At 75.0% G+C, this 12,355-nt stretch carries 8 protein-coding genes and 2 pseudogenes; 2 read left to right on the top strand and 8 right to left on the bottom strand.

Features of this window, described 5'->3' with window-relative positions; genetic code table 11:
• Positions 1-4: 4 nt before the first annotated feature.
• On the bottom strand, positions 5-1,578 hold a 1,574-nt coding region (locus FF86_RS65395), incomplete at its 3' end, for an NB-ARC domain-containing protein (protein ID WP_396229782.1).
• A 968-nt stretch (positions 1,579-2,546) separates the two neighbouring features.
• On the opposite strand from FF86_RS65395, the pseudogene FF86_RS63980 reads away from it, so the two are divergent.
• Positions 2,547-3,859 (top strand): annotated as a pseudogene (locus tag FF86_RS63980) (AAA domain-containing protein); the annotation flags it as partial.
• 1 nt (position 3,860) lies between these two features.
• Positions 3,861-6,707 (top strand): AAA domain-containing protein (locus tag FF86_RS41415; RefSeq protein WP_242418257.1); only part of this gene is annotated, 2,847 nt, incomplete at its 5' end.
• 128 nt (positions 6,708-6,835) lie between these two features.
• Here FF86_RS41415 and FF86_RS05940 read toward each other — a convergent pair.
• The 7 genes and pseudogenes from FF86_RS05940 to FF86_RS05915 all read right to left on the bottom strand — a co-directional run bounded on the left by FF86_RS05940 (position 6,836) and on the right by FF86_RS05915 (position 12,339).
• Complete coding sequence (locus FF86_RS05940) at positions 6,836-8,191, bottom strand: enoyl-CoA hydratase/isomerase family protein (protein ID WP_044884095.1); 1,356 nt, start codon at positions 8,189-8,191, stop codon at positions 6,836-6,838.
• A gap of 124 nt (positions 8,192-8,315) precedes the next feature.
• Positions 8,316-8,636: pseudogene (locus FF86_RS05935) on the bottom strand (flavin reductase family protein); the annotation flags it as partial.
• A gap of 1 nt (position 8,637) precedes the next feature.
• On the bottom strand, positions 8,638-8,807 hold a 170-nt coding region (locus FF86_RS41410; RefSeq protein WP_255355718.1), incomplete at its 3' end, for a flavin reductase.
• Positions 8,808-8,985: 178 nt separating this feature from the next.
• Positions 8,986-10,317 (bottom strand): hypothetical protein, encoded by a 1,332-nt coding sequence (locus tag FF86_RS05930; protein ID WP_044884097.1) that lies wholly within the window; start codon positions 10,315-10,317, stop codon positions 8,986-8,988.
• A 590-nt stretch (positions 10,318-10,907) separates the two neighbouring features.
• Complete coding sequence (locus FF86_RS05925; RefSeq protein ID WP_044884168.1) at positions 10,908-11,225, bottom strand: antibiotic biosynthesis monooxygenase; 318 nt, start codon at positions 11,223-11,225, stop codon at positions 10,908-10,910.
• 35 nt (positions 11,226-11,260) lie between these two features.
• Positions 11,261-11,602, bottom strand: a complete 342-nt coding sequence (locus tag FF86_RS05920; RefSeq protein WP_044884098.1) for an antibiotic biosynthesis monooxygenase — start codon at positions 11,600-11,602, stop codon at positions 11,261-11,263.
• On the bottom strand, positions 11,602-12,339 hold the full coding sequence (locus FF86_RS05915) for an SDR family NAD(P)-dependent oxidoreductase (RefSeq protein WP_044884099.1): 738 nt from the start codon (positions 12,337-12,339) through the stop codon (positions 11,602-11,604). Before FF86_RS05915 ends, FF86_RS05920 begins: the two co-directional genes overlap by 1 nt.
• Positions 12,340-12,355: the final 16 nt, after the last annotated feature.

Raw genomic sequence — 12,355 nt, 5'->3', positions numbered from 1 at the left:
GACNTGGTGCAAGGTGAGTCCGGGCGGGTCCTGGCCGAGGCGGGCCAGGGCGAGCTCGTCGAGCAGCTCGCAGAACCGGCCCGTCTGCCAGGAGGTCCAGCCGGCGCCGGCGGCCCAGAACCGCTCCAGCACCGGCAGCGGGATGACCGCCCCCTCCGCGAAGATCGCCAGTTCGTGGTAGCGGGCGACCCGGTCGGGGTCGCTGCCGATGGTAAGGATGTCGACGCTGGCCGTGATGGCGGCGGCGACCGAGCGGGCGCGGTTGCGTTCATCGTCGAAGGCGCCGGGTCCGGCGGCGGCGAAGCCCTCAAGGGTCGCGGAGACGGCGTCGCTGACGGGGACACCGCGGCCGACGCGGGTCCGGATCGCTCCTGCGGCCAGGCCCAGCAGCAGCGGCCAGTCGCCGCAGCGGGCGGCGAGGAGGTCAGCGGAGGTGGAGGTGGAGAGATCTGGGACCGCGGCGGTCAGGATGCCGATCGACTGTTCTCGGGCCATCGCGTCGACCGCGACGACGGACGCCTCCGGCGGGAACACGGACCGGTCACGGCCGGTGACGAGCCGCCCGCAACGGTGCCCCCCGTGCAGGAACGGCGCGAGCTGATCGGCGGACCACGCATCGTCGACGATGAGCAGCATCCGCCGCTCGGCCAGCAGCTCGCCGAGGCGCATCCCGGCCTGCGCCGGATCGGAGGAGCCGACCGAGCGGTCGCCGAGGCGGCGCGACAGTCCGTTGACGGTCTCTGCGAGAGGAACCCCGGCCAGGTCGGGGCCGACGCCGACCCAGAGCACCCCGTCGGGGTAGCGGGCCCGGATGTCGTCGCGGTGGCCGATCATCCGGGCGAGGGTCGTCTTGCCGAAGCCACCGGCGCCGTGCAGGGCGACGATCGGCGCTGCGGGCCCGTCCGCGGCCGGCTCGACGAGTCTGCGAGCGGCATCCAGCGCCAGCTCCGTGCGGTCGATCTCCCGGCCCGTGAGCTCCGGCAACCAGCGGATCTCCGCCTCGACGGCTGGTTCCGCGGGGCCGGGCGAGACGTCCGGTCGCGCAGCGAGGACGGCGAGTGCCTGCAGGAGCTGCGTCTCGAGATCGGCGGGGCTGGCGACCTTGCCGGCGGTGACACCGCTGTCGAGGATCCGGCGACGGAACGCCTCCTGCCGGTCGCCGTGGGACGGGTCGATGAACAGCTCGTAGCCGCCCTGGACGCGGTCGGGGTCCAGCAGGAACATCAGGCGCGGCCTGTCCAGCCGGGTCGCGGTGTCGAACTCCAGCTCGGTGTAGGAGACCTCCGGCCGGTCTCGGACCGGGGAGCCGTACCGGAAACCGATGATCCCCACGTAGACGTCGCAGCCGGCGACCTCCCGCTCGCACACCTCGGCGGGCGGCGCGTCGGCCACGGCGAAGAATGCCATGTCCACCGCCGCGAACTTCATCCGCCCGACGGCATCGGCTGCTGCCTGCACCCAGGACCGCTCGGCGGGAACCCGGCTCAGCTCGCCGGTATGGCTCAGGAAGACGCGCACCCGAACCACCTCCCATCGCTCGTCCAACCGGAACGGGATGCGGCGGCGGCCTCCGCGCATTCGGTGCCTGGATGCCCGGCAGTGAAACCGAATAATGTGACGCTTCGTCCCCCTACGCTCACAGTGCAGCAAAATAACACCCGGTGCAGCGCTCCGGCTCCGNCTGGACAGTCCGGGGATCATGGCGCTTCGGCCGTCCCGCTCCCTGGCACGGGCCGGGGATCCGCCCAACGCGTGGCGCGGTTCCGCGGAACACCATGATCGCTGAGACCAATACCGGCGCCGGGGTCCGGACACGTGGTGCGGTGGCACGCTGGCCGCGCTGATGCCCGACTGAGCGGATAGGACTGACTCGTCCAGGACGCCCGTCTCCCCGGGCACCCGCCCNCTCGACGAACCAGAGGTTGGCCAGGGGATCGCAGCGGTGCGGCGGGGTCCGACGCCAGCTCGGCGGTCGGAAACCGGCGATGCTGTCGGACGCAGGCCGTAGTGTCGGCTCAAGCGGAGGCGCGGACCACATCAGGCCGCGCTCGCCGCGCCCTGACCCCGCCGTCCGTCCGAGGAGCCGATGTCCGTTGTCTGCCCGTGACCTGGTGCGCAGCCGGTCGCTTCGACTGTTGGACTACCTCGCCGCGCTCGCCGCCGAGCGGCGCGGCGCCCCCCGCCGTCAGCTCGCCGACTACTCCCCCGCCCCGATCCTCCCGGCCGCCGTGCCCGCGCACGCGGATGTCCGCCTCGGCCCGTCGACCCGGCGGGACTCGTGGCTGGAGATCGATCGGACAGCGCCGCCGCGGCCGCCCGCCTGGCCCCGAGCCCTCGACGCGATCCTCGGCCCCACCGGGGTGAACCCCGACACGCCACCCACGATGCCCTCCCCNGCGCCCGCGGGCGGCCCTGACGGCATCGGCGGCATCGGCGGCATCGGCCCGAACGTCGCAGTCGGCGATGTTCCGGATGGAGCCGTCCCGGCGCAGCCAGCGGTCTCTGTGGAGGCGGCGTCGCCGGCCGGCGCCCTTGCGTCACCGGGGATGGAACCGGCGACGGCCCAACCCGGCGAGCCGGGCGACACCGACCGGCACGGGGCGGCGCCCTTGGCGGACGAGCCCGATCCCCGGGCGGCGTTGCTGGACGCCTGGGTACGCGACGTCTGGCGGCCCTGGGCGCCGGCGGCGCGCGCGGCGCGGGACGCCCGCGCGCTCTACCAGCGCCTGTTCGACCTGCGCCTGACTCTGCAGCGCGACGACGCCACCACCGAGCTCGTGTGGGGGCACGGCGTGCTGTGCTGGCGAGTCGGCGACGCCGTGATCAGCCATCCGCTGCTCGTCACCCGAGTGGTGACGACACTCGATCCCGAGTCCGGCGTCATCCGCCTGCATCCCGACGGGCCGACCAGCCTGGAGACCGAGCCGCTGCACGGCCTCGGGCTGCCCGGCCTCGACGAGCTCTCCGCCCTGCGCGACCGGCTGCGCGCCGCGCCGGTCGACCCGTGGGACGCCCCGGGCCGCGCGGAGGTGTTCCGCCAGGTCATCGCGCCGCTCGGGCTGGACGCCCGGCTGGTCGCGGGGCCGGGGCTGCCGTCGCCCGGCGCGGCGCCGGTCCTCGTCGACACCTGGGCGCTGTACGCGCGGCCGCGGCCCGCCCTGCAGGCGCAGTTCTACGCCGACCTGCGCACCGCCCTCACCGATCGCGACGTCGTTCCCGAGGCGATCGCGTCCGTGGTCGCCGACGAGGCGCTCGTCGCCGACGCGCTGGCCGGCGACGGCACCGGGATGCCGCCCGGCGCGGGGCGCTGGGATCACGGCGATCCAAGCGCGCGGCCGGGGCCGGGTGGCGGCACGCCGGTCGGCCTGGGCGAGCGGCTGCTCATGCCGCTGGCGACCAACGCCGACCAGGAGCGGATCGCCCGCCAGCTCGCCGGCTCCCGTGGGGTGACCGTGCAGGGGCCGCCGGGCACCGGCAAGAGCCACACCATCGCGAACCTGATCTGCCATCTCGTCGCGCACGGGCAGCGCGTGCTCGTCACCGCGCAGGACGAGCAGGCACTCGGCGTGCTGCGCAACAAGATTCCGCCGGAGCTGCGGGATCTGAGCGTCGCCGTGCTGGGATCGAGCCGCGCGGACCTCGACGAGCTACGCGCCGCCGTGGTGGAGATCTCCGGGGCGCTCAGCGACGTCGACCCCGCGCGGGAGACGGCGGCCGTCAAGGCGCTCGCCGAGGAACTCGACGCGGCCCGCGCCCACGCCCGCACCCTCGAACTGCGCATGATCGACCTGTTGGCGGCCCAGGCCCGCGAGTTCGAGCTGCCGCACGGACGGGAACGGGCCCCGGCGGTGGCTGCGTGNCTCGCCGAACGGGCGGGCGAGCTGTCGTTCATCCCCGACCGGCTCGACCCGACCCGGGCGCTGCCGCTGGACCCGGCGGAGCTTGCGGTGCTGTACCGCACGGCGCGTCAGATCGGTCCCGCCGACGCGCGGGCACTCGCCCAGGAGCAGCCGGACGCCGCCGCCCTGCCGAATGCGGTCGCCCTGGCGCGGCTGCACGCCGAGCTCGACGAGGTCCGCGACGGCCTCGCCGACCTGGAACAGGCGGGGCTGTCGGTGCCCGCGCTCGACGCCCTCGGCGAGTCCGCGACGCGGGCGCTGGTCGACGACACGCGGGCCGGCGCCGAGCGGGCGGCGCGGCTGTCGGTCGGCTGGCTCGCCGCCGCCCGGGCGCAGTGTGCCGCCTCCGACGCGCAGGCCGAATTCTGGGCCGGTCAGGCCGCGGCGCTGGCCGCCGAGGTCACGCAGCTGCGCGGGCTCACCGCACGGACCTTCGGCCACCCGATCCAGGTGCCGGACGGCGACCCGCGGGTGCACCTGCGCCTGCTCGCGGAGCTGCGCGAGCGCTACGCCGCCGGCCGTGGGATCCCGCGGCTCGGCGGGCGGGAGCTGCGGGAGCTGCGCGACGCGGTCCGCGTCGACGGGCTCGTCCCGCACACGGTGGACGACGTGGCCGTCGCCGAGGCCGAGGTGCGCCGCCGCCAGACCCTCGCCGCCGCGGTGGCCCGCCAGGGCGCGATCGCCGCCGCGCTCGGCGGCCAGCCCGTCGACACGGGTGCCTCCGACGTCCTCACCCGGCTCGACACGGCCGCCCGAGACCTTGCCGACGCCGTCGACTGGGAGCGTCAGGTCCGACCGGAGCTCGCCGTGCGGCTGCGCGCCGTCGCTCCCGGCGCCGTCGCTCCCGGCGCCGGCGACGGTGGCGATCCGGCCGCGCTGTCCCGGCTCGCCGACCTGCTGGCCGCGGCGGCCGGACGGGGCCGCGAGCAGGAGGTCACCGACCGGCTCGCGACCCTGGCGCGGACCCTTGACGAGGGCCGCCGCCGCCCGCGGGCCGGCCGGCTGTGGGGCGAGCTGCACGAGGCACTGACCCGACGCGACCTCGCCGCCTGGGATGCCCTGCTCGACGAGGCCGCCCGGCTGGCGGCGCTGCGTCCCGACGCCGCCGCGCGCACGCGGCTGTCGGAGCGCCTGGGTGCGGTGGCGCCGCTGTGGGCCGACGCCATCCTCGACCGGTCCGGCGAGGCCGTCGCCTGCGGCGACCCGGCGCGGGCGGCGGCGGCGTGGCGCTGGCGGCAGGCGCAGACCTGGCTCGACGACCTGCACGCCGACGGCGACCTGGCGCTGCTCGGCCGCCAGCTCGGCGACGCCTCCGAGCAGGCCCGCCGGCTCGTGCTCGACACCGCCCGTCGGGCCGCCCGCCTCGGGCTCGCCACCCGGCTCGGGGACCCGCAGCGCCGCGCGCTCACCGGCTGGGTGCAGGCCCTCGACCGGCTGGGGAAGGGCACCGGGAAGTACGCCCCGCACTGGCGGGCGCAGGCCCGCGCGCACATGCGGGCCGCGATGGGCGCCGTACCCGTGTGGATCATGCCGACGTACCGGGTGATGGAGAGCTTCGACCCCGGTTCCGACGACCTGTTCGACGTCGTGATCGTCGACGAGTCCAGCCAGTGCGACATTCTCTCCCTCGGCGTGCTGAGCCTGGGTCGGCGCGCCGTGGTCGTCGGCGACGACGCCCAGACGAGCCCGGAGGCCGTCGGGATCGACCGGGCCCGGGTCGGGGCGCTGATCGACGCCCACCTGCCCGACGTGGCCCAGCGCTCGCTGCTCGACGTCGAGGCGAGCCTTTACGACACCGCCACCCGGGTGTTCCCACGGACCGTGGTGCTCAAGGAGCACTTCCGCTGCCTGCCCGACATCATCGGGTTCTCCAACCGCTTCTACGACCATCAGATCCTGCCGCTGCGGGAGGATCCGGAGCTCGCGATCGGCGCCGCGCTGCGCCCGGTGCGCGTCACCGAGGGCGCCCGGACGCAGACCCGGTTCGGCGACGCCAACCCGGTGGAGGCGCGGGCGATCGTCGATCAGGTCGTCGCCTGCTGCGCCGACCCCGCCTACGACGGGATGACGATGGGTGTGGTGACCCTGCTCGGCGCCGGGCAGCCCAGGCTCATCGAGCACGCTCTGGTCGAGCGACTCGGCGAGCGCGAGTTCTCCCGGCGGGCGTTGCGGGTCGGCGACCCCTACCAGTTCCAGGGCGACGAGCGCGACGTCGTGTTCGTCTCCGTCGTCGCCGACGACAACCGCTCCGCCGCCACCCGCCGCCGCGACCTGCAGCGTGTCAACGTCGCCGCGAGCCGCGCCCGCAACCAGATGTGGGTGTTCCACACCGTCGACCCGGCGACGCTGCGCGAGGACGACATCCGCCGCCAGCTCATCGAGTACACCTACGCCGGTGCGACCCCGCAGGCCGAGGGCCGGCTCGCCGACCGCTGCGAGAGCGAGTTCGAGCGCGCGGTCCTGCGCGAGATCCTCGGCCGTGGCTACCGGGTCCGCCCCCAGCACCCCGTCGGCCGCTACCGCATCGACCTCGTCGTCGAAGGAGCACCCCGCCCGCCGGCGCCCGACGCGGGCGCGGCGCGCGTCCGCGGCCCCCGGCTCGCCGTCGAGTGCGACGGCGACCGGTTCCACGGCCCGGACCAGTGGGAGGCGGATCTGCGCCGCCAACGGATCCTGGAGCGGCTCGGCTGGACGTTCCTCCGCATCCGCGGCTCGGAGTTCTACCGCCATCCCACCCGCACGCTCGACGGCCTGTGGCGCCGGCTGGACGAGCTCGGCATCCACCCGGACGTGGGCGCCGGTCCTTGACCCGTGGCCCCTGCCCCCTGACCGCTGGCCCCTGACCGCTGGCGCCTGGCACGGCGCCACGCCCGAGGACGACCGAACCCGGCAGGCCGGCCGCCGTCACACGACCGGCCGGGGCCGGGGCGGGTCGGTCAGCGGCTCGCGCCGGGCATGACGGCCCGCGGGGCGATCTCGTCGACGAGCCCCCAGGCCAACGCCTGCTCGGCGTCGATGGGAAGCCCGCTGAGGATCAGGTAGGCGGCCCGCTGCGGGCCGATGCGCCGCGGGATGCTCGCGGTGCCCCCGGCGCCGGGGACCAGCCCCATCGCCACCTCCGGCAGCCGGAACGTGGTGTCGGGGGCGGCGACGACCCGGCCGCAGAACGCGGGCAGCTCCGCCCCCGCGCCGATGCAGAGCCCGTGGACGTAGGCGGTCACCGGCAGCCCGGTGGCCAGCAGGCCCAGCGGGATGCTGCGGGTGGTTCGCACGGCGTGGGCGCCGACCGGATCGAGCATCGTGCCGAACTCGGTCAGGTCGCCGCCGCTGGAGAACGACGGCCCCGTGCCGGCCAGCCGGATCTCGGCGAGCTCGCTGTCGGCGGCGGCGAGCCCGAAGGCGGAGACCAACCCGTCACGCAGGCTGATGCTCACGGCGTTGTGCACCCGCGGCCGGTTGAGGATGACCGTGAGGACCGCGCCGTCCCGCTCGATCAGGACGGCCGGTGCGGCCGCGGCCCGGGCCGCCGTCGCCGCCGTCACCGTCGCCGCCGTCGCCGCCGTCGCCGCCGCGGTCGTCGCCGCCGCGGTCGTCGCCGCGGTCGGATCCGTCGCCACGTCGGCCGCGGGAGCGCTGTCGGCGGGCGGGACGGCGGCCGCGGAGGCTGCAGCCGCCGGGTCCAGCCCAGGCCGGGCCGCCGCGCGCGCACTCTGCCGGGCCCGTCGTCGGGCCAGCCAACCGGCGAACTCCGGGCCGGCCTGCAACGCCGAGTAGGCGAACGACTCGGCGACGACGGCATCGCGCACGTCGATGCCGGTACTCACGCGCAGCAACTGCACGAGCGCGACGGCGGCGTAGGGATTCGCCGCGGTCGCGGCGACCAGCGCGTCCACCGCGGCATCGATCCCGTCCGGCGCGGTCACCCACGGCCGCGGCGCCCCCGGCTCATCGGTGAGCAGGATGTCGAAGCCGCAGGTGGCGACGCCGTCGGGAACCCACCGCAGATCCTCGGCCACGGCGACACAGACGCAGGGCAGCCGGCGGCCGAGTTCGCCGACCCTGATTGCCGCCGGGGAGGCGGCGTCGACGACCAGGATGGGCCGTCCCCCGAGTGGACTGAAGGCCTCCGGATCGGCTTGCAGGTCCGCGAGCACCGCTTCGGGGTCGGTGACCCGCCGCCCACCCACGCCGTCCAGACCGGCGAGCAGGTCTACCCCGACCGGGCTGGGGGTGGCGGCGAGCGGGTCGGAGCCGACCGGTTGCGCGGCCGGCCCGGGCACAGGAGTGTTCACGGACGATGACGCTAGTGCCCCGGCGCCGCGGAATCGCGCAGTCCTCCTTGCCGGACCGCCGACGGCGGGGCATCGCGGCGGCCTGCGCGCGGCGCGGGCCCACGTTCGGCGTCGGTCGAGGCCGTCAGGCCGGATGGCCCGGTTGCATGTCCCGGACCTGTTGGAAGCCGAGCTGGGTGAACGGCCCGCCGGCTGCGCCGTCGACCGGCTCGAGGACGAACGCCGTATGGTCGCCGACGCCGACGCGGGTGTGTACGGGGCCGGCGAACCAGGCGCGCGGCTGCGCGAGGACGGGCAGTCCGAACGGGCCCTCCCGCCAGGCGCAGCGCGCGAACTTGTCGATCTCGTCGCCGGTCTGCTCGCCGAACAGCGTCGCGAGCCCCTCATCGGCCTCGTCGAGGAGGTGGACCGCGAGATGGCTGGCCGCCAGGGCGATCCGGTGGGTNTGGTTGGCCTGCGAGATGCACAGCAGGTACCGCGCGGGCTCGATGCTGCACTGGGTGTGGAAGCCGACGAGGCAGCCGCTGCGTTCCCCGTCGGGCACCGCCGCGGTCACGATCACCATCGGATAGCTGATCGCGCTCACGGCCTCGTGGAACGCGGTGGGCTCAGTCATCGTCCGCCACGCTCCTCCAATCGGGCGGCCGGGTCAACGCCCGCGCGGACTACCCGACCTGCCCAGCCGGACCACCAGCAACGCGAGCGCCGGGCCACCAGCGGCATGGGACCACCAGCGGCATGGGACCACCAGCGGTACGAGACCACCAGCGGTACGAGACCACCGCCCCGTGCGGTCAGCCGCTGGTGGCCGACCGCGGCTTCGGCCCGGCGGCGCGCATGTTGACCAGCCGGCCCAGCAGCTCGAACCAGAAGGGGGCTCCGGCGGTCAGGGCAAAGCAGGCGATGGCCAGTCCGGCGATCTTCAGCAACCAACCGCCGACCGTGTGCGGGACCTCCCTCGGGTCGTCGCGGTCGTCGCTCGTCCGAACCCACCCGATGGGCAGGGCGAGGCCGGAGGCATTCCGCACCGACCTGATCGCGCTCTCGACGGCGTCGCCCACACCGGCGTCGGAGGTACCGCCGGTCTCCTGGTCGCCGGACTGCGCAGCGTCCTTCGTGTCACCGGGCCCGGCGCCGCCGGACCCCGCGTCGCTCGAACCCGCGTCGCGCGAACCCGCGGTGGTGGGGCCGACATCAGCGGCCTGGCCAATCTGGCCCTGGCTTGCGGTCACCGCCGCGTCGCGCACGGTCCCGTCCTGCCACAGCGCACGGGAGATGGCGACCGCGTCGAGGTTGAACACGGCGGCCAGCACGATCGCGTAGGCGAGCAGGAACACCGCGACCCGCCGCTTGTACCACCCGGACAGGCGGTCCATCGCCTCGTCGTACCACCGCGCCAACTCGGTGATGATCTTCTCTCGGTCACCGCCCGTCCGGACCACCGCCGTGGTCAGCGCATCCTTCGCGAGGGAGGGTGGCAACACGGCCAGCCCGTCCTCCAGCGTGCCGACCGTCCCGCCGCCGACGGCGGACACCAGCGCGGCGGCCACGACCCGCCCGGTCGGGTGGTCCGCCGGCATCGCGGCGTACAGCGCCCGGGCGGACCCCTCGTCCAGAGCGCGCCGGGCAGCCTCGTACGCGGTCCGGTAGGCCTCGCGGGTCTCATCGGGGATGTGCGAGGGCAGCCCGTCCGGGCGTAGCTGGGCCAACATGGCGCGGGCGGGTGGGTCGACCCGATCGAGCAGGGCCCGAGCGAATGCGGTGGACGGCACGTAGGAAGGCAACCGCAGCCGGCGGGCCCGGCTCACCGCGGCCCAGGTTCGCTGCACGGGCGGATGAGCGGCCATGTCCGCGGAGACCTCGTCCCGGCCGGCGGTACGCATGGCCCGCAGGGGCCCGTCGAGCAACTCCGCAGCGACGTCCACAGGCGGCGGGCCCCCCGGATCGGGCGGTGCGCCGCCCGGCGGGCAGCCGCCGAGCAGCCGGCGCAGCTCCGACTCGAGGCGTCGGCCCCGGTAACGCACGAGGCCGAGCACCGCCTCGTTGATCCGCGAGACGGCGAGGCTGAACGCGGCGAACAGCAGCGCGAGGCCGATCAGAACGTCCAGCGCGGACGAGTCAGGCATCCGATTCCCCCGATCCCCACCGCACCGACGACGGCCAGTTCGCCACCCGCCACCACTGACACCGCCCCGGAGCTGCCCGGATTCCAGCGGGCCACGGGACACATCCGGGCACCGCNGGCGCATCCGGGCCGGACCGCGCATTTGTACACCGAGGGGCAGGACCGCCACCGAGCGGCACCGACCAATCTCACAGCCGACACGGACCGTCACAGCAGGGAAGGGTCGGGCCCCGGCTCGGAGCCGCAGTCCGGGCACGGGGCCGGAGCCTCGAGGTGGCCTGGGGTCGCTGTTTTCCCGGACCCACCGGGCAGCGGGCGACGGCTGGTCCCCGTCGAACGGGCGGAGCCGGCCGAACAGGCGGAGCCGGCCGAACAGGCGGAGCCGGCCGAACAGGCGGAGCCGGCCGAACAGGTGGGCCGGGCCGAACCCCGCCTGCCCGTTCGGACCAGACGCGCTCCACGGAGGCGGGCGCGGGGGTTGAGGGCGGGAGATGGCATGGCGTCGGCCGCGCCGCCTGCCCCAGACGGTGCGACCGACGCCATGCGACTGTGGCGCCCGCGGGCGGTGAGTCCAGCCCGCGGGCGGCCGGATCAGCCCGCGGGTGCCTCGCTGAACGGCCCCTGCGGGCCGTACGCGGCGACCTCGCTGTAGATCGCCGGGCGGCGCTCGGGATCCTGTAGCGGCCGCAGCGGGGAGGTCGTCCCGCGGTGGTTCGCCCCCTGCTCCCAGGCGCTGAACTCGGTCATGCCCGACCAGACGCTCACCACGACGTACCGGGCCGGGTCCGCCGCCGAACGCTGCAGCGTGTTGCCGAGCAGCCCCGGGGTGCCGAGCAGCTTGGAGCTGATCGCGTGGTAGGCGCGTTCCACCGCCCCGGGATCATCGGGCGGATCGACCGCCCAGAGCATCACCCGGACCGCCGCCTCGCCGCCGGCTCCCACGGCTAGCCGGCCGCCGGCACCGGCAGGGATGCCGCGCCGGCCAGGTGCGTCAGGACGCTGCCGGTGGCCATTGAGCCGCTGGCGCGCAGCGGATGCAGCTCCTTGCGGTGCTTCAGGTGCCGCTCGCTGGTCTCGAACTCGCGGAACTGCGCCTCGTCGACCCAGTCGCTGGTAATGAAGTAGGTGCTCGGCTCGTCCTCCGAACGAATCAGCCACTGGCCCAGGTTGGCGGGGTGAGAGGTCACCGCGTCGCCGATGCGCAGCCAGGTCTGCTCGAACTCGGCCTCGCGGCCCGGGTGGATCCGCATGGTCAGCATGATCCGAAAGGGCGGGGTCGATGCCATCAGATTCCTCCGTCGACCGTGAAGGTGGCGCCGTTGACGTAGGACGACACGTCGCTGGCCAGGAACAGGACGACCGCGGCGACCTCGTCGGCCTCGCCGAGACGGCCAAGCGGGATGCGGTTGGTGTAGGCCGTTCGGGCGGCCTCGGGCATGCCGGCGGCCTGGTCGGTCTCGATGACGCCCGGCGAGACCAGGTTGACCCGGATGCCGCGGGAGCCGAGCTCCTTGGACAGCGAACGGGTCAGCCCGATCAGGCCGGTCTTCGCCGCGGTGTAGTGCGCCCGCAGCGGCACGCCGACGACCCCGGCGCCCGAGCCGATGTTGACCACCGAACCGGACTCGCCGAGCAGCGCCAGCGCGCCCTGGGTGACCAGGTGGGTGGCGGTGAGGTTGGTGGCGAGCACCTGCGTCCAGGCGTCCAGCGGCAGGTCCGCGTAGGGGATGTGGCTGATCGTCCCGACGCTGTTGACCACGATGTCGAGGCCGCCGAGGTGCGTGCCGGTGGCCTCGATGAGCTCGGTGATCTGGGCCGGGTCGGCCACGTCCGCCTGGACCAGCAGGTGGTCGCCGCCGGTGTCCTTCAGCTCGCGGCGCAGGCTCTCGGCCTCCTCGGTCTGGCGCTGGTGGCCGACGACGACCGTCGCTCCGGCGCGGGCCAGGCCGAGCACGACGGCCCGGCCGATGCCGCGGGTGCCACCGGTAACCAGGGCGCGTCGCCCGGCCAGGTCTGGGAACATCGCTGACTGTCTCCTA

The organism is Frankia sp. CpI1-P (assembly GCF_001421075.1).
In the GTDB taxonomy this organism is placed as follows: Bacteria; Actinomycetota; Actinomycetes; order Frankiales; family Frankiaceae; genus Frankia; species Frankia torreyi.
The sequence above is the reverse complement of the archived record's forward strand: the minus strand, read 5'-3'. Positions and strand labels throughout refer to the sequence as shown.

Bases quoted from the DNA above. Each gene is read 5' to 3' on its own strand.
- FF86_RS05930 (WP_044884097.1), bottom strand. From the start codon at position 10,317: ATGCCTGACTCGTCCGCGCTGGACGTTCTGATCGGCCTCGCGCTGCTG.
- FF86_RS05925 (WP_044884168.1), bottom strand. From the start codon at position 11,225: ATGCTCTGGGCGGTCGATCCGCCCGATGATCCCGGGGCGGTGGAACGC.
- FF86_RS05920 (WP_044884098.1), bottom strand. From the start codon at position 11,602: ATGGCATCGACCCCGCCCTTTCGGATCATGCTGACCATGCGGATCCAC.
- FF86_RS05915 (WP_044884099.1), bottom strand. From the start codon at position 12,339: ATGTTCCCAGACCTGGCCGGGCGACGCGCCCTGGTTACCGGTGGCACC.